This window comes from Rhodococcus sp. B10 (assembly GCF_011770055.1).
GTDB classification, from domain to species: Bacteria; Actinomycetota; Actinomycetes; order Mycobacteriales; family Mycobacteriaceae; genus Rhodococcoides; species Rhodococcoides kyotonensis_B.
On sequence record NZ_JAAFYV010000017.1, the window covers coordinates 40,676 to 66,501 of the forward strand.

The following is a 25,826-nucleotide window of genomic DNA, read 5'->3' on the forward strand; positions in this document are numbered from 1 at the left end:
ACGGTAGTCCACTCGGCGCGGCGACTCGTCGGCCTCGACACACGCCACCCGTCGTCGGCGAGTGTGGCTGCGCTGCACGGTGACGAGCCCGAGGCGCCCGGTCTGAACGCGTCGGAAACGTCGCAGCTACGGGCGATACGACGGTTCGGCGCGGCAGGCGCGATTCTCATGGCCGTCGGCGCGCTCGGCGCAGGAGCGCAACCGGTCCTGCAGAATCCGGTCGCCGGAGTCCGGGTGCTGAGCCTGCCGTCGCGCATGGCGAGCTCGGCTCTGACGATCACCATGACCGGAACCGTCATCGTCGTGTTGGCATGGCTGTTGCTCGGCCGCTTCGCCGTCGGGCGTCTGCGCGACGGATCGGTCCCCCGACGAATGACGCGTTCCCAACTCGATCGCACCCTGCTGCTGTGGATCCTTCCGCTGTGCGTCGCACCGCCGATGTTCTCCCGCGACGTCTACTCCTACCTCGCCCAGAGCGAGATCACCGCGCGAGGCCTCGACCCCTACGAGATCGGGCCGGCAGGGGCACTCGGCGTCGACAACGTCCTGACGCGGACCGTTCCCAACATCTGGCGAGACACGCCTGCGCCGTACGGCCCGTTCTTCCTCTGGATCGGGCGCGGCATCACGTGGCTGACGGGTGAGAACATCGTCGCGGGCATCTTCCTGCATCGGTTGCTTGCCCTCGTCGGTGTCGCGTTGATCGTCTGGGCGCTACCCCGCCTCGCTCGGCGCTGCGGTGTCGCCGCGGTCAGCGCGTTGTGGCTCGGTGCCGCCAACCCCCTGCTGCTCTTCCACCTGGTGGCGGGCATCCACAACGAAGCCCTGATGATCGGACTGATGCTCGCCGGTACCGAGCTCGCGTGGCGCGCCATCGAATCCGCGTCGCCCATCAGGAACGCGTCGTTGGCTCTTCTGCTGTCCGGCGCGGCGCTGATCGCCCTGTCGTCGACGGTGAAGATCCCGTCGCTGCTCGCGCTCGGGTTCGTCGGGATGGCACTCGCCCGACGATGGGGCGGAACGGTCAAGGCCGTCGTCTCGGCGGCAGCGCTGCTCGGTGTCGTGGCGGTGATCGTGCACGTCGGGGTCAGTCTCGCGAGTGGCCTCGGCTTCGGGTGGGTGCACACCCTCGGGACCGCGAGCGTCGTGCGCAGCTGGATGTCGATCCCGACCATCCTGGGCGTCGGCACCGGGTTCGTCGGCGTGCTCCTCGGCCTCGGCGACCACACGACGGCTATGCTGAGTCTCACACGACCGATCGCGTCGGTCGTCGCAGGCTTCGTCGCGATCAGGATGCTGGTCGCGGTCCTGAAGGGACGGTTGCACCCGGTCGGCGCGCTCGGCGTCTCGCTCGGTGCGCTCGTACTGCTGTTCCCGGTGGTCCAGCCGTGGTACCTGCTGTGGGCGGTCATCCCGCTCGCGGCGTGGGCGACACGGCCTGCGTTCCGTGTTCCTGCGATCGTCTTCTCGACGATCGTCAGCGTCATCCTCATGCCGAACGGCAGCGAGTATCTGCCGTTCCAGATCGTCCAGGCAGCCGTCATGACCATCCTGACCATCGGCGTCCTGTATCTCCTGACCCGCTCGACGCTGCCGTGGCGGTCCGAGGTCGGACCGCAGACACGCCGGACATCGGCAGGGGAATACGCTGGTTCCTCGTGATCGTGCGCTCGTCGAACTCCTCGACGCAACCTGCCGTACAGCTGACCGATGTGCGGAAGTCGTACAACGGACTTCTGGCCGTCGACGGACTCGACATCACCGTCGAACGTGGTCAGGTGCTCGCTCTGCTCGGACCCAACGGAGCAGGCAAGACGACCACCGTCGAGATGTGCGAAGGATTCGTCACCCCTGATTCGGGAACCGTCCGAGTGCTCGGCCTCGACCCGATCACGCAATCGGCCCAGCTACGCCCCCGCATCGGTGTCATGTTGCAGGGAGGCGGCGCCTACCCGGGCGCCAAGGCCGGCGAGATGTTGCACCTGGTCGCGTCGTACTCCGCGAATCCGCTCGACCCCGACTGGCTGCTCACGTGTCTCGGCCTGGACCGCACCGTCAAGACGCCGTATCGACGGCTGTCCGGCGGTCAACAGCAGCGGCTCGCTCTCGCGTGCGCCATCGTCGGTAGGCCCGAACTGGTCTTTCTCGACGAACCGACGGCCGGTCTCGACGCGCAGGCGCGTCTGTTGGTCTGGGAACTCGTCGAGGCGCTGCGGCGGGACGGCGTCAGCGTGCTGCTGACGACCCACCTCATGGACGAGGCCGAACAGCTCGCCGACCAGCTCGTCATCGTCGACCACGGCCGTATCGTGGCGTCGGGCACGGCATCGGAACTGACGAAGCAGGGCGCCGAGGGACGCCTTCGCTTCACCGCTCCCCCTGGCCTCGAGCTCTCGCTTCTCGACGCCGCCCTCCCCGTCGGCTATCGACCGTCCGAGGAGTCGCCCGGCTCGTACGTGATCGAGGGCGTCATCGAACCGGACATCCTCGTGACGGTGACGTCGTGGTGCGCACAGCAGAACGTTCTCGCGACGGAACTCCAGGTGGATCAACGTCGCCTGGAAGACGTGTTTCTCGAATTGACCGGCAGGGAGCTCAGACGATGACGGTGCGCAAGGACGCACGCAGCGACAACCGTTTCGACGCGGGACTCTTCACACCCGACCCGTCGCCGAACTCGCCACTCACGATGCTGACGTCGCAGTCCATGCTCGAGCTGAAGTTGTTGCTGCGCAACGGCGAACAGCTTCTGCTGACGATGTTCATCCCCATCACGTTGCTCGTGGGTCTCACTCTTCTGCCCCTCGGCGCGATGGGCAAGGAACCCGTCGACCAGGTCGTGCCCGCGGTGATGATGGTCGCGATCATGTCGACGGCGTTCACCGGACAGGCCATCGCAGTCGGATTCGATCGCCGTTACGGCGCATTGAAACGTCTGGGTGCGACGCCGCTGCCCAAGTGGGGCATCATCGGCGGCAAGGCCGTGGCCGTCGTACTCGTCGTCGTCCTGCAGTCGGTACTGCTCGGCGCCATCGGGGCGTTGCTGGGGTGGCGCCCCGGCGCAGGCGGACTGGTACTCGGCGCGGTGATCATCGCCCTCGGGACCGTCACGTTCGCGACGATGGGTCTGCTGCTCGGCGGAACTCTGCGCGCGGAGATCGTGCTCGCGCTCGCCAACATCCTCTGGTTCGTGATGCTCGGAATCGGCTCGCTCGTCGTGCTGAGCGACGACCTGCCGGTCGCGCTGCACACCATCGCGCGGTTCGTCCCGTCCGGGGCCCTTGCGGAAGCACTCGGCAACGCGGTGTCCGGTTCGTGGGACTGGTTCGGCGTCGCCGTGCTCGCCGGCTGGACCGTCGTCTGTTCCTGGCTGGCCGTTCGGCTGTTCAAGTTCGTCTGACCGGGGTCAACGACAGCCTGTAGTTGATCGACCACTACGATCACCACGTGCTGTATCGAGCGTTTCTGAGCGTCGTCGACCGTCTTCCGCTGCCCTCGCTTCGAGTGCAGAAGATCCTGGCGTTCATCGTCATCCTGACCCAGGGCGGCATCGCCGTGACCGGCGCGATCGTGCGCGTCACGGCGTCCGGACTCGGATGCCCGACGTGGCCGCAGTGCTTCCCCGGCAGTTTCACGCCGGTCGGTGTGTCGGAAGTACCGGTGCTGCACCAGGCAGTCGAGTTCGGAAACCGGCTTCTGACGTTCGTCGTCGTGCTCGCCGCTGCAGCGATCGTCCTCGCCGTGACGCGGGCGCGTCGTCGTCGCAACGTACTTCTTTTCGCGTGGCTGATGCCGCTCGGAACCGTCGTGCAGGCGATCATCGGCGGATTCACCGTTCTCACCGGTCTGCTGTGGTGGACCGTCGCCATCCACCTGGTGGTCTCGATGGCGATGGTGTGGCTGGCCACGTTGTTGTACTTCAAGGTCGCCGAACCCGACGAGAACGTCGTGTCCACGCGAACCGTGCCCGAGCCTCTGCGCATGCTCGCCGGATTGTCCGGCATCGTGCTCGCAGCCGTGCTCGTCGCGGGCACGATGGTGACCGGCGCAGGCCCGCACGCCGGCGACAAGAGCATCGACGAGCCGGTTCCGCGTCTCGAGATCGAGATCGTCACGCTGGTGCACCTGCATGCACAGCTGCTCGTTGCCTACCTCGCCCTTCTGGTCGGACTCGGATTCGCGCTGTACGCCGTGCGAGCCTCCGACACGGTCAAGAAGCGCCTCTGGGTGCTCATCGCGACCGTCGTCGCACAAGCCCTCGTCGGTGTCGTCCAGTACTTCACGGACGTGCCCGCCGCACTGGTGGCCGTGCACGTGGCCGGAGCGGGCGCCTGCACCGCAGCGACCGCGGCCGTGTGGGCGGCATGCCGGGCTCGTACTCCTGCCGACGAGCTGGTGGACAGCGCAGCGATCTAGAGCTGGAAGTCAGACCTCACGAGGGGAGAGGCAGCCGGTCTCCCCCTCAGACGACCGACTACCTCTCCACTCATATTCGACGCGACCCGGAAACATTCGGTTCCCCGGTTTCGGGGAAAATTTCGCGGGTTCGGATTACTTCTCGAGCGCTGCGTTACGCGCCTTCGGGAAACGGGTCTGGCGCGCAACCCATCCCGCCATCCGGCGGTAGTGCCCCGGGGCCGGATTGACCGAACTGACGAGGTCACGGTCCCATTCCGACTCGCTGAGACTGTCCACCTGGTCGACGAGCGCCCGGGCGATCTCGTCGTTCGCGACGACCTGGTCCCCCAACACGCCGTCGGCGCCCACGAGGGTCACCCGGGTGCCTGCGCGGCCGATCGGCTGAACGACGACATGTCCGGATCCCCCGTGCTCGCCGACGAACTCACGCACCGCCTTCAGCGCGCCCGCGGGCACCTCCGTCTGGGGCGCGTCCTCAGCCTGATCCGAAATGTCTTCGAGCGTCTTCTCAGAATCGGTAGCCATTGCACGACAATACCGCTCGGTAACCTCGTGCACGCGTGGAGGGCGCTGCGCGCCCCGTGAGCAGAAATGCGTACCGGGGTACGCATTTCTGCTCACATGCGCGTCAGGAGAACAGCTGTGCGAGCGTGTCCCAGCCGATGACCGAGTCGACCGCGAGTCCGCAGAACACCAGCGCCAGGTACTCGTTCGACAGAATGAAGAGCTTGAGCGGCTTGACCGGTGTGCCGCCGCGAACGCCCGCGTACAACCGGTGCGCGACGACGAGGAACCACACGCCCGCCGCCAGTGCGACCGCCGCATAGATGACGCCGGATCCAGGGGCCAACGCGAACGTCGCCAGAACCGTGGCCCAGGCGTAGATCACGATGTGCTTGGTGACCTTGGTTTCCGACGCAACCGCAGGCAACATCGGCACGTTGGCGGCCTGGTAGTCCTCCTTGTAGCGCAGCATCAGCGCCCATGTGTGCGGCGGCGTCCACAGGAAGATGACCAGGAACATGACGATCGCCTGCCAGCCGATCGTCCCGGTGACGGCCGACCAGCCGATCATCACGGGCATGCAGCCGGCGGCACCGCCCCAGACGACGTTCTGCGACGTCCGCCGCTTGAGGACGAGCGTGTAGACGAAGATGTAGAAGCAGATGGTGACGACGGCGAGAATGCCGCTGAGCAGGTTCGTCGTCGCCCACAGCCAGAAGAACGAGACGATGCCCAGTGTCACGCCGAAGACGAACGCGTGCGACACCGGCATCGCGCCGCGTGCGAGCGGACGCTTCGCCGTCCTGGCCATGACCTTGTCGATGTCCGCGTCGGCCACCATGTTGAGGCAGTTGGCGCTGGCGGCTGCCATCATTCCGCCGAACAACGTCGTCAGGATCAGCCACGGCTGCACGTGTCCACGGTCGGCGAGCAGCATGGCCGGGATCGTCGTGACGAGAAGAAGCTCGATGACCCGCGGCTTGGTCAGCGCGACGTACGCCAACACCAGATCGATCGCCCGCTTGGTCGCGGACTTCTCTCCGGTGGTCTGCGACGGGGCGTCCGCACCGTGTGCGTCGTCCTCGGGGTGGCTAGGGCCGCCTGCGAATCCGTGGCCGCCCGGCCGCTGCCCCATTCGCACTACGTCTCCTTGCACGGGCTCGAAACACATGAACACTCGAACTACTGCACGCACACGTCGACACCGAGAACTTCGGTGCGGATGCGTACTACTACAAGCGATGGTAGACGTCGACCATCCCGACTCCAATTCTCAGGGCACCCAAAGTGAGCAATGCGTCGCTCCCCGGTTACGCCGACGCGACCGGGAGGGGGAAGGCACGACATCGGACCGCCGCGGAACTAGGCTGGTGGGCGACGTGTTTCCGATGCGCTGAAATCGGTGCGCGCAACTGGCCTTACTCGTACCAATGTCAGGAGATCTCTGCTCGTGTCGATCACAGACGATATTGACGTCCTCACCACGGCGCACCACCCCAGCGACTGGACGGACCTGGACACCAGGGCGGTCGATACCGTCAGAGTCCTCGCTGCGGATGCGGTACAGAAGGTCGGCAACGGGCACCCCGGCACGGCCATGAGCCTGGCCCCGCTCGCCTACACGCTTTTTCAGCGCACCATGCGCCACGACCCCAACGACACCCACTGGATCGGACGCGACCGTTTCGTCCTCTCGTGCGGACACTCGAGCCTGACGCTCTACCTGCAGCTGTACTTGGGCGGATTCGGTCTCGAGCTCATCGACATCGAGTCGCTGCGTACCTTCAAGTCCAAGACCCCCGGCCACCCGGAGTTCCGCCACACCGACGGCGTCGAGATCACGACGGGTCCCCTCGGCCAGGGTCTCGCGTCCGCTGTCGGTATGGCCATGGCGTCGCGACGCGAACGCGGCCTGTTCGACCCCGAGCCCGCGCTCGGTGACAGCCCCTTCGATCACTTCATCTACGTCATCGCCTCCGACGGCGACATCGAAGAAGGTGTGACGTCCGAGGCGTCGTCGCTCGCAGGAACGCAGCAGCTCGGCAACCTGATCCTGTTCTACGACGACAACAAGATCTCGATCGAGCACGCCACCGACATCGCGCTGTCGGAGGACACGGCAGCTCGGTACGAGGCGTACGGCTGGCACGTCCAGGTCGTCGAGGGCGGCGAGAACGTCGTGGCGATCGAAGAGGCCATCGAGAAGGCCAAGGCCGTCACCGACAAGCCGTCGATCATCGTGCTGCGCACGATCATCGGCTTCCCTGCTCCGACGATGATGAACACCGGCGCCGTGCACGGTGCCGCTCTCGGCGACGAAGAGGTCGCGAAGGTCAAGCAGGCGCTCGACTTCGACCCCGAGAAGAAGTTCGAGGTCTCCGACGAGGTCATCGCGCACACCCGGTCGCTGCAGGAACGCGGACGCAAGGCCCACGCCGAGTGGAACACCCAGTTCGACGCATGGGCCGCACGTGAGCCCGAGCGCAAGCAGCTGCTCGACCGGCTGACCGCGGGCACCCTGCCCGAGAACTGGACCGACGTCCTCCCGTCCTGGGAGCCCGGTAGCAAGGCCATCGCGACGCGCGCCGCGTCCGGCGAGGTGCTGAGCGCCGTCGGACCGGTCCTTCCCGAACTCTGGGGCGGATCCGCCGACCTCGCGGGCAGCAACAACACGACCATCAAGGGCGCCAAGTCCTTCGGCCCCACGTCGATCTCCACCGACGACTGGGACGCCGAGCCCTACGGACGCACGCTGCACTTCGGTATCCGTGAGCACGCGATGGGGTCGATCCTGTCGGGCATCGTCATGCACGGACCGACCCGCGCCTACGGCGGTACGTTCATGCAGTTCAGCGACTACATGCGTCCGGCGGTGCGTCTGGCGTCGTTGATGGACATCGATCCGATCTACGTGTGGACCCACGATTCCATCGGCCTCGGTGAGGACGGCCCGACGCACCAGCCCGTCGAGCACCTCGCCGCGTTGCGTGCCATTCCGAACCTGTCCGTCGTCCGCCCGGGCGACGCCAACGAAACCGCGTTCGCCTGGCAGGCCGTGCTGGCGCGCTCCAGCAGCAGCGGCCCCGTCGGTTTGGCACTGACCCGTCAGGGCATCCCGATTCTCGAGGGCACGAGCTACGAGGGTGTGTCGAAGGGCGCCTACATCCTCTCCGAGTCCTCGAAGGCGGCTCCGGACGTCGTCCTCATCGGCACCGGCTCGGAACTGCAGTACGCCGTCGAGGCGCAGACGACTCTCGAGGAGCAGGGCATCGCGGCTCGCGTCGTGTCCATGCCGTGTGTCGAGTGGTTCTTCAGCCAGGACCAGAACTACCGCGACCAGGTCATTCCGCCCACCGTCAAGGCGCGCGTCTCCATCGAGGCGGGCATCGCGATGCCGTGGTACCGGATCGTCGGCGGCTTCGGCGAGATCATCTCGCTCGAGCACTACGGCGAGTCGGCGGACGCCAAGACGCTGTTCCGCGAGTACGGATTCACGGCCGAGGCCGTGGTCGCTGCCGCACAGCGCTCGATCACCAATGTGAAGGGATAACCCATGACCCAGAACAAGAACCTCGCAGATCTGTCCGCAGCAGGCGTATCCGTCTGGCTCGACGACCTGTCCCGCGACCGCATCAACTCCGGCAACCTGCAGGAGCTGATCGAGAGCAAGAGCGTCGTCGGCGTGACGACCAACCCGTCGATCTTCCAGGCAGCGCTGAGCAAGGGCGACGCCTACGACGCGCAGGTTCGTGAGCTGGCCGAGCGAGGCGCCGACGTCGACGCCACCATCCGCACGGTCACCACCGACGACGTGCGCAACGCGTGCGACATCTTCGCTCCCGTCTTCGAGTCGACGGCAGGAGTCGACGGCCGCGTCTCCATCGAGGTCGATCCCCGCCTGGCGCACGACACCGAGAAGACCGTCGCGCAGGCCGTCGAGCTGTGGAAGATCGTCGACCGCCCGAACGTGCTCATCAAGATTCCCGCGACCGAAGCCGGCATTCCCGCGATCGCCAAGGTCATCGGAGAGGGCATCAGCGTCAACGTCACACTGATCTTCTCCGTCGAGCGGTACGAGGCGGTCATCGGCGCCTACCTCGAGGGACTGGAGGCTGCGCGCGCCGCAGGCCACGATCTGTCCAGAATCCACTCGGTCGCTTCGTTCTTCGTCTCGCGCGTCGACACCGAGATCGATGCACGCCTGGACAAGATCGGCACCCCCGAGGCCGAGGAACTCAAGGGCAAGGCTGCTCTGGCGAACGCTCGCCTGGCCTACGTCGCGTACCAGCAGGCGTTCGAGGTCGGACCGCGTTTCCACGAGCTCGCCGGATCCGGCGGACGTCCGCAGCGCCCGCTGTGGGCGTCGACCGGTGTCAAGAACCCCGCGTACCCGGACACGCTCTACGTCACCGACCTGGTGTCGCCGAACACCGTCAACACGATGCCCGAGAAGACTCTCGATGCTGTCGCCGACCACGGTGAGATCACCGGTGACACGATCTCGGGCAAGGGTCAGGAGTCGCAGGAAGTCTTCGACAAGCTCTCCGCCATCGGCATCGACGTCACCGACGTGTTCCTGACGCTCGAGAACGAGGGTGTCGCCAAGTTCGAGGCGTCGTGGACCGAGTTGCTCGACGCCACCGGCGAACAGCTCCGCCAAGCGGGCCAGAAGAGCTAGAGACGTGACCACCGCAGACACCGAACACAAGGATCCTGCGCAGAACAGTTCCTCGGAGTGGACCAACCCGCTCCGCGATCGAAGTGACAAGCGTCTTCCGCGAATCGCCGGACCGTGCAGTCTCGTGATCTTCGGCGTCACTGGCGATCTCGCTCGTAAGAAGCTCATGCCTGCGGTGTACGACCTGGCGAACCGGGGGCTTCTGCCCCCCGGTTTCGCCCTGGTCGGCTTCGCTCGACGTGAGTGGGGCAAGGAAGATTTCGCCACGATCGTGCACGACGCGGTCCGGGATCACGCGCGTACACCCTTCAGCGAAGAAGTCTGGAACACCCTGGCCGAAGGGTTCCGGTTCGTGCAGGGGTCCTTCGACGACGACGCTGCATTCGACGAACTGTCCCGCACGCTCACCGAGCTGGACGAGACCCGCGGGACGGGCGGCAATCACGCGTTCTATCTGTCGATCCCACCCGGCGCGTTTCCCGTCGTCCTCGAACAGCTCTCTCGCTCCGGGCTGTCCCAGGGCAAGGACGACCAGTGGCGACGCGTCGTCATCGAGAAGCCGTTCGGCCACGACCTTCAGAGCGCTCAGGAGCTCAACGCCGTCGTGAACCGAGTGTTCCCGGAGGACACCGTCTTTCGGATCGATCACTACCTCGGCAAGGAGACGGTTCAGAACATCCTGGCGCTGCGCTTCGCGAACCAGCTGTTCGATCCGATCTGGAATGCGCACTACGTCGACCACGTTCAGATCACGATGGCCGAGGACATCGGATTGGGCGGCCGCGCAGGCTATTACGACGGCATCGGCGCGGCCCGTGACGTGATCCAGAACCACCTGCTGCAGCTGCTCGCGATCACCGCGATGGAGGAACCGGTCAGTTTCAGCCCGTCGGAACTGCAGTCCGAGAAGATCAAGGTGCTGTCGGCGACCAAGCCTGCACTCCCTCTCGGGGAAACCACCGCCCGCGGCCAGTACACCGCGGGGTGGCAGGGCAGCCAGAAGGTCAAGGGGCTCAAGGAAGAAGAGGGATTCGACTCCGAATCCAACACCGAGACGTACGCGGCGATCACCCTGCAGGTCGACACCAGGCGCTGGGGCGGCGTCCCGTTCTACCTGCGCACCGGAAAAGCGTTGGGGCGCAGGGTCACCGAGATCGCCATGGTGTTCAAGCGTGCACCGCACCTGCCGTTCGACGCCACCATGACCGAGGAACTCGGCCAGAACGCGCTCGTCATCCGCGTCCAGCCGGACGAGGGCGTCACCATGCGCTTCGGATCGAAGGTGCCGGGCTCGAGCATGCAGGTGCGCGACGTCAGCATGGACTTCAGCTACGGGCAGGCGTTCACCGAGTCGTCCCCCGAGGCCTACGAACGTCTGATCCTCGACGTTCTGCTCGGCGAGCCGTCGCTGTTTCCCGTCAACGCCGAGGTCGAACTGTCCTGGAAGATTCTCGACCCGATTCTCGAGTACTGGGCGTCCGGCGGCACCGCCGAGCCGTACGAGGCCGGCACGTGGGGACCGACCTCCGGTGACGAGATGATGCACCGCACCGGACGCGAATGGAGAAGGCCGTGATCGTCGACATCCCCCGCACCACCACGGCCGAGGTCGGCAAACAGCTGGTCGAGCTGCGCGAGTCCGGTGGTGCCGTCACCATCGGGCGCGTACTCACGCTCATCGTCGCCAGCCCGGACGCCGAGAAGGCAGAGCGTGCCATCGAGGCCGCGAACGACGCCAGTCGTGAGCACCCGTGTCGTGTCATCGTGCTGACCCACGGTGACCGCGCCGCCGAGTCGAGTCTGGACGCCCAGATTCGCGTCGGAGGCGATGCAGGCGCGTCGGAGGTCGTCGTGCTCAGGCTCAACGGCGAACTGGCGGATCACGAACACAGCGTCGTCATCCCGTTCCTGCTGCCGGACACGCCGATTGTGGCGTGGTGGCCGGACGAGGCTCCTGCGGTTCCTGCGAAGAATCCGTTGGGCCGCTTGGCTATTCGTCGCATCACCGACGCGACGAACGCTCCGGACACGACCGCGGCGATCAAGAGCCGCGTCACCAGTTACCGGCAGGGCGATACCGACCTGTCGTGGAGCCGCATCACGTACTGGCGTGGGCTGCTCGCGACGGCACTCGACCAGCCGCCGCACGAGAAGGTCGTGTCCGTGTCGGTCTCCGGTTTGGCCGAGGAGCCCGCGTTGGACATCCTCGCCGGCTGGCTGGCCGCGAAGCTCGACGTGCCGGTCCACCGGACGACGGGCGAGCTGAGAGTCGAGCTGCATCGCGAGAACAGCAGCATCTCGATCACCCGGCCCCAGACCGGCAAGACTGCCACGCTTCGGCGCACGGGACAGCCCGACGCCGAGGTCGCGCTGGCGCGTCGGGACACGCGTGAATGCCTCGCCGAGGAGCTGCGTCGCCTCGACACGGACGAGATCTACGAACTGGCCCTGAACGGACTGTCGAAGGTGACTTATGAGTGAGACATCGGTTCTGCATTTTCTCGACGCCGACGCGCTCGTCGACGCGGCACGTTCGAGGTTCGTCGACGTCGTCACCTCGGCGCAGGCCGAGCGTGGATCCGCCTCGGTCGTACTGACCGGTGGTGGAACCGGCATCGCACTGCTCGAAGCTCTGCGCAAGGACTCGGGGAACATCGACTGGAGCCGCGTCGACGTCTATTTCGGCGACGAGCGGTTCCTGCCGGCGGGCGATCCCGAACGCAACGAAGTTCAAGCGTCGGACGCCCTGCTGAATCACGTCGACGTGCACCCAGATCGAGTGTTCCGCATGGCCGCGTCGGACGGTCCGCACGAGAGCGACCCCGAGGTGGCTGCGGCGTCGTACGCCCGGGTTCTCGCAGCCCACGCCGACGAGGGTGAGCGGGCGCCGGAGTTCGACGTGCACCTGCTCGGCATGGGAGGCGAGGGACACATCAATTCCCTGTTCCCCCATACCGACGCGGTGCGCGAGACGACGCAGTACGTCATCGCGGTCGAGGACTCCCCCAAGCCGCCACCCGTGCGAATCACGTTGACTCTGCCCGCGATTCGACGTGCGAAGCATGTCTGGCTACTGGTGTCCGGCGAAGCAAAGGCCGAGGCCGTGGCTGCAGCGGTCGGCGGCGCCTCCCCGGACGACGTGCCATCGGCCGGAGCCGTCGGATCCGAGTCGACGGTGTGGTTCGTCGACACGGCGGCCGCGTCGAAGCTGGACACGTAGTACGAGCGGCGAGAACCACGACGGCGTCGAATCTGCTTGTCCGTCAAGCAGGTTCGACGCCGTCGCCGTCTCTCGACAGGTCCCCGGCGGGCGGCGTCGCAAGGCTCGAATCCGTGGCGTCCGTGCCGGCCGACATCTGCGCGCGACCACCGAGAGACCGACGTCCGTGCACGCGATACGCGGTCCCGTCACGCCACGATCGGGCGTCGCTCGAGCACTGTGCCACGGCCTTGTCCCCCTTTGCCTCGACCCGGCTTCCTATCCCTTCTGACGCGGCCGCCGAGGAAACGGTTCCACCAGCGGACTCACCGCGACAGCGACGAGAAGAAGGTCCGGAGATCGTCGATCAACTCGCCCGGCGTTTCCATCGCTGCGAAATGTCCGCCGTGATCGAACTCGGTCCACCGGACGATGTGGTTCTGCTTCTCGGCGATTCCACGAATACTGTTGTCACGCGCGAACACTGCGGCAGCGGTAGGCACACCCGACGAGGTCAGCTCTGCTCCCCACTGCGTCGACTCCTTGTACAGGCGCATCGACGACCCGATGGTCTCGGTGAACCACAGAATGCTGACGTTCGCGAGCAGCATGTCGCGGTCGATCGCGTCGGATAGGGTCTTCGCCGGGTCGATGTAGGTGTTCACGACGTCGATCACCCAGGACAGCAATCCGACCGGTGAATCGGTCAGTGCGGGTGCAAGCGTTGCGGGCCGCGTCGAATGAACAGACGCATACGACGCTGTCTCGGAATTGCTCCAATCTGCCAGCGCCGCAACTTTTTTCCGATCCTCGGCACTGTATCCGCTACCGTCGTCGTCCCACGACGGGATGGTGATCGGTCCGTTCATGTGCACTCCGATGACCTTGTCCGGCGCAATCCGCCCGAGCTGCGGGGCGATGAACGAACCGGCGTCTCCGCCTTGTGCACCGTAGCGGTCGTAGCCGAGTTCGGCCATGAGCCGCGCGATCAGCTCGGCCGAACACACCGTGTCTGCGTCACCGCGCCGGGTCGTGGGGCCCGAGAAGCCGAATCCGGGGAGTGTGGGCACCACGACGTGGAACGCCTGCGCCGTATCGTCGCCGTGGCCACGCGGATCCGTGAGCGGTCCGATCACGTCGCCGAAGTCCTCGAACGGCCATCCGTGAACGAGAACCAACGGAACCGCGTCGGGATCCGGCGACGCGACGTGGACGTAGTGGAGCGTTCGGCCGTCGATGTCTGCGACGAACTGCGGGTACCGATTCAGTCTCTTCTCGTGGGCACGCCAGTCGAACGCCGTGGCCCAGTACTCGGCGAGTTCGCGCAGATACGTGACAGGGACGCCGTACTCCCATCCGACACCGGGAAGGTCGTCCGGCCAGCGGGTGCCGGTCAGACGCCGTCGAAGGTCGTCGAGTTCGGCCTGAGGAATGTCGACACGGAACGGTGATGCCTTGAACGAAGTCATGCCACGCACGGTATGGGCTGTCGAGGACGGCTTCGGTCCTCGACAGCCCATCGAGAACTATTACCCGCTGTTGCGCAACGCCGTCGCTAGACCGTTCATCGTCAACAGAATTCCGCGCTTGACGCGCTCGTCGTCGTCGCCTGCACGGAAGCGCCGCAGCATTTCGACCTGCATCTGGTTCAGCGGCTCGAGATACGGGAACCGGTTGTGCACCGACCGTTCCAGCGCCGGGTTGTCCTCGAGCAATCGGGAATGACCGGTGATCTTCAGGTACATCTCGATGGTCTTCGCGTGTTCGGTCTCGATCATGCCGAAGATGCGATCACGCAAAGCCGTGTCCGGCACCAGCTCGGCGTATCGAGCGGCAATGCCGAGATCCGACTTCGCCATGACCTGAGCGAGATTGGACAGCACCGTCTGGAAGAACGGCCACTTCCGGTACAGGTCGGTCAGCACGGCCAGCTTCTCGTCGTCGCCGTCGACCCATTCCTCGAACGCCGAGCCGGTTCCGTACCACCCCGGAAGCATGACGCGGCACTGACTCCAGGACATGACCCACGGGATCGCCCGGAGGTCGTAGACCGAGTTGGTGGGCTTCCGCGATGCGGGCCTGCTACCGATGTTCAACTCCCCGACCTCGGCGACGGGCGTCGACGTCCGGAAGTACTCGACGAACCCGGGCTCCTCGTGCACCAGACGGCCGTAGGCGGCACGGGCTCTGGCCGCCAGGTCGTCGAGCACGGCGTAGGCCGGTTCGGCCCCGTCGCCCAGACCTTCGACGTCGAGCAACGTCGATTCCAGCGTGCCCGCGACGAGCGATTCGAGGTTGCGCCGTGCCATCGACGGTTCGGCGTACTTCGCCGCGATGATCTCGCCCTGCTCGGTGAGTCGAAGCGAGCCCTGGACGACGCCGGGCGGCTGGGCGAGGATCGCGTCGTAGCTGGGGCCGCCGCCGCGTCCCACGGTGCCGCCGCGACCGTGGAACAGCCGCAGTCGAATTCCCGTGGTGCGCGACGCCTCCAGCAGATCCAGTTCGGCGCGGTACAGCGCCCAGTTGGCCGCGAGGTACCCGCCGTCCTTGTTGGAGTCCGAGTACCCGAGCATGACTTCCTGGTTCATGCCGCGGCCCTCGACGAGAGCTCGGTAGACCGGGACGTTCAGCGTCGCGACGAGCGTCTCGGCGCCCTGCTGCAGGTCTTCGATCGTTTCGAACAGCGGCACGACGCCGACGGTCGACGTCGGGGCCGACCCGTCCGCACCCGGATCGAAGATGCCTGCTTCCTTGAGCAGAAGGGCCGCTTCGAGCATGTCGCTGACCGACTGACACATGCTGATGATGTAGTTCTGGATCGTGTCGGGGCCGAGATGATCGATCGCCGTCTTCGCGGCGCGGACGATGCCGAGTTCCTTGGTCGCAAGGTCGCTCAGTCGGGCGTCGGCTGCCACGAGCGGACGACGCGTCGTCAGCTCCCGAGACAGCAGTGCGACCCGCTCGTCCTCCCCCAGCGACGCGTAGTCCGGATGCACACCGGCCCACGCCAACAGTTCGGCAACGACCTCTTCGTGCGTCTCCGAGTTCTGACGCATGTCCAGGGCCTGCAGATGGAACCCGAACGTCTCGACGGCTTGTCGGAGCGCGAGCAGACGGTCGTCGGCGATCAGTGCGTCGCCGTCGGCACGCAGTGCTCGGTCGATGACGTCGAGATCGTTCAACACGTCCTGCGGGGCGGCATACGGCGTCGCGCCCAGGTCGAGCGCAGAGACAGGCAGCGAGTCGAGCACTGCAACCGCGGTGGCGGTGAGTCGGGCACGAATTCCACGGACTGCGACGCGGTACGGCTCGTCCTCCCGTCGGTCGTCGGGATCTCCCGACTCCGCAGCGAGGGCGGTCAATTCGTCGGCGATGTCGACCAACCGCGCCGACATCGACAGTTCCTTCTCCAGCGCGACCAACTGGTCCAGGTAGTGCGCGAAGGCGACGTATCCCGCCTGGTGTGTCGCGGTGTGCACGACGTCGCCGGTGACGTTCGGGTTGCCGTCGCGGTCGCCGCCGATCCACGAACCGGGGCGCAGGATCGGCCGCGGCAGCAGACCGTCCTCGGGGTACCGTGTGCGCAGTGCGGCACGGACATCCGCGTTCAGCGCCGGGATGACGTCGAAGAGCGATGTCTCGAAGTACCGGAGCCCGACCTCGATCTCGTCCTGGATCCGCAAGCGGGACAAGCGGATCAACGCCGTCTCCCACAGTGTCAGCACCTGACGCCTGATCGAGGCATCAACGGACGCAAGCTCTTTCGCGGCCGACGCCTTGTTCGGCGCCGCAGCCATCGCGACCTCTCGACGACGCATCAGCTCGGTGATCTTGGACTGTACGTCGAACACCGTGCGCCGACGCGTCTCCGTCGGATGCGCCGTGATGACCGGCGAGACAAGGGCATCGGTCAATGCGGACGCGATCCGGTCGCGCGTGAGGTTCGCGGCGTCGAGCTTGAGCCAGGTCGCCTCGAGGCTGCTGTCCTGCGGCGGATCCTCGCGGTCGAGGTGAATCGCGCGTCGACGCTCGCGGTGCAGATCCTCGGCGAGGTTGGCCAGGAGCGAGAAATGACTGAATGCGCGGATGAGCGGAATCGCTTGGGCTACAGCGGTATCGGCGTACATGCCGACGGAGGTGCCTCGATCGACCTCCGAACGGCGGACGGCGAACGATTCGACACGCGCCCGCTCGACGAGGTCGAACGTCTCCTCACCCTCGTGTTCGCGAATGATGTCGCCGAGAATCCCACCGAGATAACGGATGTCCTCGCGCAGCGGTTCGGTCAGCTCGCGACCCTGGGTCGTCGGTGTGACGAACGCAGGAGATCCAGCCGACTCCACAGGGGTTTCACTCATTCGTACAGTATCGCCGAACGCCCCCGCATCCGCAGTTCACACCACGTCGTGTCGGCATGTCTTTACAAATGACCTCGGTGAGGCCGCGACAGTCAGGAGAACTTGATCTCGAGGCCGATGCCGAGAATCGCGATGAGCCAGACGATGCCGGTGAAGATGGTCAAGCGGTCGAGGTTCTTCTCGACGACCGTCGAACTCGACAGAGACGATTGCACGCCGCCACCGAACAGACTGGACAGACCGCCGCCCTTACCCCGGTGCAACAGCACCAGAAGAATCAGCGCCAAGCTGGTGACGACCAGCAAGATATCCAGAAACAGTTCCATGTCCGCCTCACATCGATTCAGCTCACGACCGCTGACAGCCTACCTGTCGAACGCCGACTGCCGTGCCACCGCCTCTCGCGAGACAGTGGCACGGCAGCTCCGGTCGGGTGTCGCCCAGAAGATCAGGGCAGGGGTCCCCCTGCGGCGATGGCCGACAGGGTGGCGAACTCGTCCGCCTTCAACGACGCACCACCGACGAGGGCGCCGTCGACGTCGTTCTGCGCGACGATCTCGCCGACGTTCTTGGCGTTGACCGATCCGCCGTAGAGGATTCGAACGCCGGCCGCGACATCGGCGGACGCCAGCGTCTGCAGTTCCTCGCGAATGGCTGCGCACACTTCCTGCGCATCCGCAGCGCTGGCCACCTTGCCGGTACCGATGGCCCACACGGGCTCGTACGCGATGACGATCTTGGAGATGTCCTCGGCGGACAGCCCCTCGAGCGACGCACGCAGCTGAGCGACGTTGTACGACACGTGCTCACCGGCCTCTCGAATGTTCAGGCCTTCGCCGATGCAGACAATCGGCGTCAGCCCGTGCTTCAGCGCAGCCTTGGTCTTGGCCAGGACCGTCGCGTCGTCCTCGCTGTGCAGCGTGCGGCGCTCGGAATGTCCGACGACGACGAACGTGCATCCCAGCTTGGCGAGCATGCCACCGCTGATCTCACCGGTGTACGCACCCGAGTCGTGAGCCGACACGTCCTGCGCACCGAAGGTGAGCAGCAGCTTGTCGCCCTCGATCAGCGTCTGCACGCTGCGGATGTCGGTGAACGGCGGGATGACCGTCACGTCGACCTTGTCGAAGTACTTCGCGGGCAACGAGAACGCGATCTTCTGCACCAACGAGATGGCCTCGAGGTGGTTGAGATTCATCTTCCAGTTGCCGGCGATGAGCGGCTTACGTGCCATCTGTTCAGTCCTCCAGGGCTGCGAGACCGGGGAGCTGCTTGCCCTCGAGATATTCGAGCGACGCCCCTCCTCCGGTGGAGATGTGCGAGAAACCGTCGTCCGGAAGTCCGAGGGCACGGACCGCGGCTGCGGAGTCGCCGCCACCGACGACGCTGAAAGCGCCGTTCGAGGTCGCCGCGACGATCGCCTCGGCGAGACCCTTGGTGCCTGCCGCGAACTTCTCGAACTCGAACACACCCATGGGGCCGTTCCAGAACACCGTTTTGGCCGCGCGCAGAACCGCACCGAAACGCTCGACGGATTCCGGGCCGATGTCCAGGCCCATCCAGCCGTCGGGAATCTCGTACGACGGCACCGTCTTCGCATCCGCATCCGCAGAGAACGAATCGGCGACGACGACGTCCTTCGGCAGGTGGATGACGTCACCGAAACGCTCGAGCAGGTCCTTGCACGTGTCGATCATGTCGTCCTGCAGCAGCGACGAACCGACGGACTGTCCCTGAGCCGCGAGGAACGTGAAGCACATTCCGCCGCCGATGACGAGCGTGTCGACCTTCGGTGCCAGAGCTTCGATGACCGCGAGCTTGTCGGACACCTTCGAGCCACCCAGCACGACCGCATACGGGCGCTGCGGGGTCTCGGTCAGCGTCTTCAGGACGTCGACCTCGGTGCCGACCAGGTTGCCCGCGTACGACGGGAGCAACTTCGCGACGTCGTAGACCGACGCCTGCTTGCGGTGGACCACACCGAAGCCGTCGGACACGAACGCACCCTCGCCGTCGGTCAGCGCCACCAACTCGGCAGCGAGCGCAGCACGCTCCGCCTCGTCCTTGCTGGTCTCGCGCGGATCGAAGCGGATGTTCTCCAGCAGGAGGACGTCGCCGTCGGTCAGTCCCTCGGCGCGCGCCTGGGCATCCTGCCCGACGACGTCGCCGGCCAGCTGCACGTGCCTGCCCAGCAGCTCGCCGAGCTTCGACGCGACGGGCGCCAACGAGTACTTCGACTCGGGCTTGCCATCCGGTCGTCCGAGATGCGCCGTCACGATGAGCTTGGCGCCCGCGTCGAGCAGAGCGTTCAGCGTCGGAAGCGACGCGACGATCCGGCCCGGATCGGTGATGACACCGTTCTCGATCGGAACGTTGAAGTCCGATCGGACCAGTACAGCGCGGCCGGACACCCCGGCGGCGATCAAATCCTGCAGTGTTTTGACTGCCATGTGATCAGAGAGACTTTCCGACGAGGCCGATGAGGTCCGCGAGGCGGTTGGAGTAGCCCCACTCGTTGTCGTACCAGGAGACGATCTTGACCTGGTCGTCGATGACCTTGGTCAGGCCTGCGTCGAAGATCGACGAGTGCGGGTCGGTGACGATGTCCGACGAGACGATCGGATCCTCGGTGTACTTCAGGATGCCCTTCAACGCGCCCTCGGAGGCCGACTTCATCGCAGCGTTGATGTCCGCGGCGCTGGCCGACTTCTTCAGGTTGGCCGTCAGGTCGGTGACCGAGCCGGTCGGGATCGGCACACGCAGTGCGTAGCCGTCGAGCTTGCCGAGCAGCTGCGGAAGAACCAGGCCGATCGCCTTCGCCGCGCCCGTTCCGGTCGGAACCACGTTCAGAGCGGCAGCGCGCGCACGGCGCAGGTCGCTGTGCGGGCCGTCCTGCAGGTTCTGATCCTGCGTGTACGCGTGCACGGTCGTCATGAGGCCCTTGACGATGCCGAACTCGTCGTCGAGAACCTTGGCGATCGGACCGAGGCAGTTGGTGGTGCACGACGCGTTCGAGATGATGTTCTGGCTGCCGTCGTACTTGTCGTCGTTGACGCCCATCACGATGGTGATGTCCTCACCCTTGGCGGGCGCGGAGATGATGACCTTCTTGGCGCCTGCGTCGAGGTGACCCTTGGCCTTGGCCGCGTCGGTGAAGATGCCGGTGGACTCCACGACGACGTCGACACCCAGGTCGCCCCACGGAAGAGCGGACGGGCCCTCGCGCAGCGACAACGCCTTGATCTTCTGGTCGCCGACGACGATGGTGTCGTCGCCTTCGAGGCTCACGTCGTGCGGCAGACGGCCGAGGATGGAGTCGTACTTGAGCAGGTGCGCCAGGGTTGCGTTGTCCGTGAGGTCGTTGACAGCCACGATCTCGATGTCGGTGGTGCCCAGAGCTTTCTGCGCATCGACTGCCCTGAAGAAGTTACGTCCGATGCGGCCGAAGCCGTTCACGCCTACCCGGATCGTCACTGTTCGCTCCTAAGTTGTTGAACCGTTTGTCGGATTTCGTGCATGTGGACATCCGCACGCAGCAGATCCCACCCTAGTGCGCAGTCACGACTCGCGCGCGGGTCGTCCGCTACCAGGGCCTTCACGCCTCGTCGAGCAATTCCGCGGTGACGGCCGACTCGGTGTCCGGAATGCCGGTGTCCTTCGCTTTTCGGTCCGCCATCGACAGCAGACGACGGATCCTTCCCGCGACGGCATCCTTCGTCATCGGCGGATCGGCCAGCTGGCCGAGCTCCTCCAGGGACGCCTGTCGATGCTGAACTCGCAACGAACCCGCCGCGGCGAGATGGTCGGGAACGTCGTCGCCCAGGATCTCCAACGCCCGTTCGACGCGTGCCGCCGCCGCGACTGCGGCACGTGCGGAGCGTCGTAGGTTGGCGTCGTCGAAGTTCGCGAGCCGGTTGGCGGTCGCACGCACCTCGCGTCGCATGCGGCGTTCCTCCCAGACGAGGCGAGTGTCCTGAGCTCCCATGCGGGTCAGCAGAGCGCCGATGGCCTCGCCGTCGCGGACGACGACGCGATCGGTGCCACGCACCTCACGCGCCTTGGCTGCCACACCCAGTCGTCTGGCCGCACCGACGAGCGCGAGCGCGGCTTCAGGACCGGGGCAGCTGATTTCGAGAGCCGACGAGCGACCCGGCTCGGTCAGCGAACCATGAGCGAGAAAGGCACCGCGCCATGCTGCTTCGGCGTCGCCGACCGTGCCGCCGACGACCTGTGCGGGGAGACCACGCACGGGCCGACCGCGCATGTCGAGCAGTCCCGTCTGGCGAGCCAGCGCTTCGCCGTCCTTCGCGACGCGCACGACGTAGCGCGAGCTCTTGCGCAGACCGCCTGCACTGAGAACGTGCACGTCCGACGAGTAGCCGTACAGGTCGAAGATCTCCCGCCGTAGGCGCCGCGCGATCGACCCCAGATCGACCTCCGCCTCGACGACGACACGCCCCGCAACGATGTGAAGCCCACCGGCAAACCGCAGGAGAGCCGACACCTCGGCTCTCCTGCAGCTCACCTGGGTGATCGCGAGCCTCGAGAGCTCGTCTTTCACCTCCGCTGTCATGGCCACGAAGTGATCCCCTCTCTGCGCGACGTCGTCGGCGCAGTCCCGTCTCGCGACGAGACGATGCTACCGAGCGCTGCCGCCAACTTTCCGAAATGATGCGCGTGAGTACCTGATTCGGCGACATCGTCGTAGACGACCTCGGCTCCCAGCCTGGCAGCCGCACGGGCGAGGTGGTCTCGCTCTCCCCCGGCAGGCACGGAGAGCGAATCGACGAGGACGTAGTCCACTCCGAAGTCAGGTGCGTGTTGGGAGAGTACGTGCAGATGCCGCTCGGCGGAGAATCCGGTGGTCTCCCCCAACTCCGGCGCGAGATTCAACACCAGGACCTTCGGCGCCGTCGATCGGTCGAGAGCAGCCAGTAGGTCCGGGACGAGAACGTGGGGAATGACACTGGAGAACCACGAACCGGGACCGAGCACCACGAGGTCGGCCGCGCCGATGGCCTCCACTGCTTCCGGCGTAGCCGGCGGATCGGGAGGCATCAGGCGGACACGCCGCACCTTGCCGGGTGTCGTCGCAACGGCCACCTGACCCCGAATGACGCGGCTGACCCGAGGATCGTCCTCCAGCCCCGAGACGTCCGCCTCGATGTCGAGCGGAACGGGTGCCATCGGGAGCACCCTGCCCCGAATTCCCAGCAGATCGGACACCTCGTCCAGCGCCAGAACCGTGTCACCGAGCACCTCGGTGAGCCCGGCCAGTATGAGATTGCCCACCGAGTGTCCCGCCAGCGCCCCGGTACCGCGGAAGCGATGTTGGAGCACGTCGGCCCACATGCGGGTGCGCGGGTTCTCGGCGGCCAGCGCGGCCAATGCCATCCGCAGGTCACCGGGCGGAAGGACACCGAGCTCGGCGCGAAGGCGACCCGACGATCCCCCGTCGTCCGCGACGGTCACGACGGCCGTCACGTCCTTCGCGAGCCTGCGCGCCGCGCTCAGCGTGGCATACAGACCATGACCTCCACCCAGCGCGACTATCTTCTTCGACGACGTGTCGTCCGGTCGCAGGTCGGTCATTCGCGACCCATGTCTCGATGCAGCACCCGCACCGACAGGTCGTCGTGTTGTTCCAGCATCGCGGCCAGCGCTTCCGACATGGCCACGCTTCGATGTTTTCCTCCGGTGCACCCGACTGCAACCGTCATGTATCGCTTGCCTTCCCGCCGATATCCGTCCACCGTCAGCTGCAACAGATGGTGGTAGGTGTCCAAGTAGTCCTGGGCCCCGTCCTGCTCCAGGACGTAGTCGCGAACCGCCTCGTCCCGACCAGTGTGCTCGCGGAGCTCCGGAACCCAGTGCGGGTTGGGCAGAAATCTGACGTCGCACACCAGATCCGCGTCGATCGGAAGACCGTATTTGAAGCCGAAGGACTGCACGGTGACGCCGATCATCGCAGCATCGGCGCCTCCGAACGCGGCCTCGATCTTGCGACGTAGCTGGTGCACCGACAGCGAGGAGGTCTCGATCGTCACGTCGGCTGCCGCCTTGACCTGCGCGAGGCGGAGCCGCTCGGCTGCGATGCCCTCGGTCAGCGTGCCGTCCTGCCCGTCGTTCTGCAGTGGGTGGCTACGTCGGTTGGACTCGAACCGTCGAATCAGCGCCGCGTCGGTGGCGTCGAGGAACAGGACACGATTGCGGACGCCCTTGGAATCGAGTTCCCGGACGACCCAGCCGAGGTCGCCCGTGAACAGGCGGCTGCGCACGTCCATCACGAGTGCGAGCCGCTCGATGCGCGGGTCCGACTCCAGGCCCAGATCGACCATCTTCGAGATCAGCTCGGGTGGCAGGTTGTCCGCGACGTACCACCCCATGTCCTCGAGCGCCTTGGCGGCAGTACGAAGCCCGGCGCCCGACAAGCCGGTGACGAGGGCGACCTCGATACCGCCTGGGTGCGGTGGGACGACCTCGTCGCTGCTGCCGCTCGCGCTGTCCGCCGCCGTCGCGTCCGGCGCCGGCTGTACATCCGGTTTGCTCACGTCACGCCTCACCCTGTCGAAGTTGCATCTTCCCGACCCCGATCGGCAGCGTCGCTGCCCGTGACTCCATCTTGACCGACGATGTCCGAAGTGTCCGACCCTAGGGTGTCCGGAACGACCGGACCTGACTCCCCGCCCAGGGCCTCGAGCACCGACTTCGCCGTCATCTCGCCGATTCCCGGTACCTGGACGATGTCGTCGACCGACGCCTGCTTCAGCTTGGCGACGGATCCGAAATGCGCCACGAGAGCGTTGCGACGCGTCTCGCCGAGCCCGCGTACCGAGTCCAGCGCCGACGCCGTCATGCGACGCGAACGTTTGCTGCGGTGGAAACTGATGGCGAATCGGTGTGCCTCGTCGCGCACCCGTTGCAGGAGGTACAGGGACTCGCTGGTCCTCGGCAGGATGACCGGATCCGACTCGCCCGGCACCCAGACTTCTTCGAGACGCTTGGCCAGACCGACTATCGCGACGTCGGTCACGCCCAGCTCGTCCAGAACCTCGGAGGCGGCTGCGACCTGGGGAGCGCCGCCGTCGACGACGAACAAGTTCGGTGGGTACGCGAAGCGCTTCGGGCGTCCGGTCTGCGGATCCAACGCGGCTTCGGGCGACAGGTCACCGCCGCCACCAGCGTCGGAACTGTGCCGGAGGAATCGGCGACGCGTCACCTCGGCGATGCTGGCGACGTCGTCGGAATGTCCGTCGCCCGCCGCTTCCTTGATCGAGTAGTGGCGATAGTCGCTCTTGCGCGGGAGACCGTCCTCGAACACGACGAGCGAGGCCACGACGTCGGTGCCCTGCACGTGCGAGATGTCGATGCACTCGATCCGCAGAGGCGCGGAGTCGAGATCGAGTGCCTCCTGAATACCCTGCAGCGCAGCCGATCTGGACGTGAAGTCACCTGCACGCTTGAGCTTGTGTTGCTGCAGCGCCTCTTTGGCGTTGCGTTCTACGGTCTCGGCCAGCGCCTTCTTGTCACCGCGCTGCGGAACCCGAAGCTGCACGTTGGACCCGCGCAGACGGCTGAGCCATTGCTGTACCTGATCGGAGTTGGCAGGCATGACCGGAACGAGGACCTCACGCGGAACCGCATTGGCGCCTGCGTCGTCGACACCGGGTGACTGAATCGACATGGCAGCTTGCTCACCGTAGAACTGCGTCAGGAACTGCTCGACGAGAGCAGGCAGATCGTCACGGTTCTCGGCTTGCTGCTCGACCACTTCTCCCGCCTTCTCCACGACCCAGCCCCGCTGGCCGCGCACCCGCCCACCGCGCACGTGGAAGACCTGTACGGCGGCTTCGAGGTCGTCGGCAGCGAAGGCGACGAGGTCGGCGTCCGTGCCGTCCCCGAGAACGACAGCCTGCTTCTCCAACGCGCGTCGGAGTGCGCCGACGTCGTCGCGCAGCCGAGCCGCGGTCTCGAAATCGAGTTCCTCGGACGCCTCCTGCATGCGCTTCTCGAGTTGCCGCACGAGCTTGTCGGTCTTGCCGGAAAGGAAATCGCAGAAATCCTCGACGATCTTGCGGTGCTCCTCGGCGCTGACGCGGTCCACGCAGGGCGCCGAACACTTGTCGATGTACCCCAGCAGGCAGGGCCTGCCGATCTGGCTGTGTCGCTTGAACACTCCCGCCGAGCAGGTACGCGCCGGGAACACTCGCAGCAGTAGATCGAGGGTCTCCCGGATGGCCCACGCGTGCGCGTACGGCCCGAAGTACCGCACACCTTTGCGTCTCGGACCGCGATAGACGAACAGCCGCGGATACTCCTCGTTCATCGTGACGGCGAGCATCGGGTAGCTCTTGTCGTCGCGGTACCGAACGTTGAACCGCGGATCGAACTCCTTGATCCAGTTGTACTCGAGCTGCAGCGCCTCCACCTCGGTGGTGACGACCGTCCATTCGACGGACGCCGCGGTGGTGACCATCTGGCGGGTACGCGGATGCAACGACGCGACGTCCGCGAAGTACGAATTGAGTCGGCTGCGCAGGCTTTTGGCCTTGCCGACGTAGATCACGCGTCCGTGCGGATCACGAAATTTGTACACGCCGGGTTCGACCGGGATGGTCCCGGTGGCCGGGCGATACGTAGAGGGATCGGACACGTATTCCAGGCTAGC

20 protein-coding genes and 1 pseudogene are annotated in these 25,826 nt (G+C 66.0%); 9 read left to right on the top strand and 12 right to left on the bottom strand.

Going from position 1 to position 25,826, the window contains the following annotated elements; translation table 11 throughout:
• Window positions 1-63: 63 nt before the first annotated feature.
• Genes mptB through RhoFasB10_RS13190 form a run of 4 tightly spaced genes read left to right on the top strand, consistent with a single transcriptional unit; the run spans window position 64 to window position 4,416 of the window.
• The gene (mptB, locus tag RhoFasB10_RS13175; protein WP_346764394.1) at window positions 64-1,662 is read left to right on the top strand and encodes a polyprenol phosphomannose-dependent alpha 1,6 mannosyltransferase MptB; all 1,599 of its coding nucleotides are present in this window, start codon (window positions 64-66) and stop codon (window positions 1,660-1,662) included.
• Complete coding sequence (locus RhoFasB10_RS13180; protein WP_157105278.1) at window positions 1,659-2,606, top strand: ABC transporter ATP-binding protein; 948 nt, start codon at window positions 1,659-1,661, stop codon at window positions 2,604-2,606. Before mptB ends, RhoFasB10_RS13180 begins: the two co-directional genes overlap by 4 nt.
• A complete protein-coding gene (locus tag RhoFasB10_RS13185; RefSeq protein ID WP_068424240.1) occupies window positions 2,603-3,400 on the top strand; it encodes an ABC transporter permease in 798 nt (265 codons plus the stop codon). Before RhoFasB10_RS13180 ends, RhoFasB10_RS13185 begins: the two co-directional genes overlap by 4 nt.
• 47 nt (window positions 3,401-3,447) lie before the next feature.
• Entirely contained in the window at window positions 3,448-4,416 is a 969-nt protein-coding gene (locus RhoFasB10_RS13190; protein ID WP_068425931.1) for a heme A synthase, read from the top strand.
• Between the two features lie 135 nt (window positions 4,417-4,551).
• Here the strand turns inward: RhoFasB10_RS13190 and RhoFasB10_RS13195 are convergent, their stop codons facing one another.
• Window positions 4,552-4,944: a hypothetical protein gene (locus RhoFasB10_RS13195; RefSeq protein ID WP_068424241.1), complete on the bottom strand. Its 393-nt coding sequence runs from the start codon at window positions 4,942-4,944 to the stop codon at window positions 4,552-4,554.
• 103 nt (window positions 4,945-5,047) lie between these two features.
• Window positions 5,048-6,064, bottom strand: a complete 1,017-nt coding sequence (locus tag RhoFasB10_RS13200) for a heme o synthase (protein WP_068424243.1) — start codon at window positions 6,062-6,064, stop codon at window positions 5,048-5,050.
• A gap of 309 nt (window positions 6,065-6,373) precedes the next feature.
• Here RhoFasB10_RS13200 and tkt point away from each other — a divergent pair, with 309 nt between their 5' ends.
• The 5 genes from tkt to pgl are packed head-to-tail and all read left to right on the top strand — an operon-like array spanning window position 6,374 to window position 12,821.
• The gene (gene tkt, locus RhoFasB10_RS13205; protein ID WP_068424245.1) at window positions 6,374-8,473 is read left to right on the top strand and encodes a transketolase; all 2,100 of its coding nucleotides are present in this window, start codon (window positions 6,374-6,376) and stop codon (window positions 8,471-8,473) included.
• A gap of 3 nt (window positions 8,474-8,476) precedes the next feature.
• On the top strand, window positions 8,477-9,601 hold the full coding sequence (gene tal, locus RhoFasB10_RS13210) for a transaldolase (protein ID WP_068424246.1): 1,125 nt from the start codon (window positions 8,477-8,479) through the stop codon (window positions 9,599-9,601).
• A gap of 4 nt (window positions 9,602-9,605) precedes the next feature.
• Window positions 9,606-11,177 carry a glucose-6-phosphate dehydrogenase gene (zwf, locus tag RhoFasB10_RS13215; protein ID WP_068424248.1) on the top strand — a complete coding sequence of 524 codons (1,572 nt, stop codon included), beginning with the start codon at window positions 9,606-9,608 and terminating at the stop codon, window positions 11,175-11,177.
• Window positions 11,174-12,082 (top strand): glucose-6-phosphate dehydrogenase assembly protein OpcA, encoded by a 909-nt coding sequence (gene opcA / locus RhoFasB10_RS13220; RefSeq protein WP_346764391.1) that lies wholly within the window; start codon window positions 11,174-11,176, stop codon window positions 12,080-12,082. The genes zwf and opcA overlap by 4 nt, the downstream gene beginning before the upstream one ends.
• Window positions 12,075-12,821: a 6-phosphogluconolactonase gene (pgl, locus tag RhoFasB10_RS13225; protein ID WP_068424252.1), complete on the top strand. Its 747-nt coding sequence runs from the start codon at window positions 12,075-12,077 to the stop codon at window positions 12,819-12,821. Before opcA ends, pgl begins: the two co-directional genes overlap by 8 nt.
• 305 nt (window positions 12,822-13,126) lie before the next feature.
• On the opposite strand, the gene RhoFasB10_RS13230 is transcribed toward pgl, so the two are convergent.
• From RhoFasB10_RS13230 to uvrC, 10 genes and pseudogenes are all read right to left on the bottom strand, one after another.
• Window positions 13,127-14,269 (bottom strand): epoxide hydrolase family protein, encoded by a 1,143-nt coding sequence (locus RhoFasB10_RS13230; protein WP_068424256.1) that lies wholly within the window; start codon window positions 14,267-14,269, stop codon window positions 13,127-13,129.
• A 60-nt stretch (window positions 14,270-14,329) separates the two neighbouring features.
• On the bottom strand, window positions 14,330-17,158 hold the full coding sequence (gene ppc, locus RhoFasB10_RS13235) for a phosphoenolpyruvate carboxylase (RefSeq protein ID WP_167676719.1): 2,829 nt from the start codon (window positions 17,156-17,158) through the stop codon (window positions 14,330-14,332).
• A 92-nt stretch (window positions 17,159-17,250) separates the two neighbouring features.
• Complete coding sequence (secG, locus tag RhoFasB10_RS13240; protein WP_068424261.1) at window positions 17,251-17,484, bottom strand: preprotein translocase subunit SecG; 234 nt, start codon at window positions 17,482-17,484, stop codon at window positions 17,251-17,253.
• 122 nt (window positions 17,485-17,606) lie between these two features.
• Complete coding sequence (tpiA, locus tag RhoFasB10_RS13245) at window positions 17,607-18,392, bottom strand: triose-phosphate isomerase (protein ID WP_167676721.1); 786 nt, start codon at window positions 18,390-18,392, stop codon at window positions 17,607-17,609.
• Window positions 18,393-18,396: 4 nt separating this feature from the next.
• Entirely contained in the window at window positions 18,397-19,608 is a 1,212-nt protein-coding gene (locus tag RhoFasB10_RS13250) for a phosphoglycerate kinase (RefSeq protein WP_167676723.1), read from the bottom strand.
• Between the two features lie 4 nt (window positions 19,609-19,612).
• Window positions 19,613-20,632 (bottom strand): type I glyceraldehyde-3-phosphate dehydrogenase, encoded by a 1,020-nt coding sequence (gap, locus tag RhoFasB10_RS13255; RefSeq protein ID WP_114329552.1) that lies wholly within the window; start codon window positions 20,630-20,632, stop codon window positions 19,613-19,615.
• Between the two features lie 121 nt (window positions 20,633-20,753).
• Entirely contained in the window at window positions 20,754-21,737 is a 984-nt protein-coding gene (whiA, locus tag RhoFasB10_RS13260) for a DNA-binding protein WhiA (protein WP_068424269.1), read from the bottom strand.
• The gene (gene yvcK / locus RhoFasB10_RS13265; RefSeq protein WP_167676725.1) at window positions 21,728-22,750 is read right to left on the bottom strand and encodes a uridine diphosphate-N-acetylglucosamine-binding protein YvcK; all 1,023 of its coding nucleotides are present in this window, start codon (window positions 22,748-22,750) and stop codon (window positions 21,728-21,730) included. The genes whiA and yvcK overlap by 10 nt, the downstream gene beginning before the upstream one ends.
• A complete protein-coding gene (gene rapZ / locus RhoFasB10_RS13270; RefSeq protein ID WP_346764395.1) occupies window positions 22,747-23,613 on the bottom strand; it encodes an RNase adapter RapZ in 867 nt (288 codons plus the stop codon). The genes yvcK and rapZ overlap by 4 nt, the downstream gene beginning before the upstream one ends.
• Window positions 23,614-23,843: 230 nt before the next feature.
• A pseudogene (uvrC, locus tag RhoFasB10_RS13275) lies at window positions 23,844-25,811 on the bottom strand (excinuclease ABC subunit UvrC); the annotation flags it as partial.
• Between the last annotated feature and the right edge of the window lie 15 nt (window positions 25,812-25,826).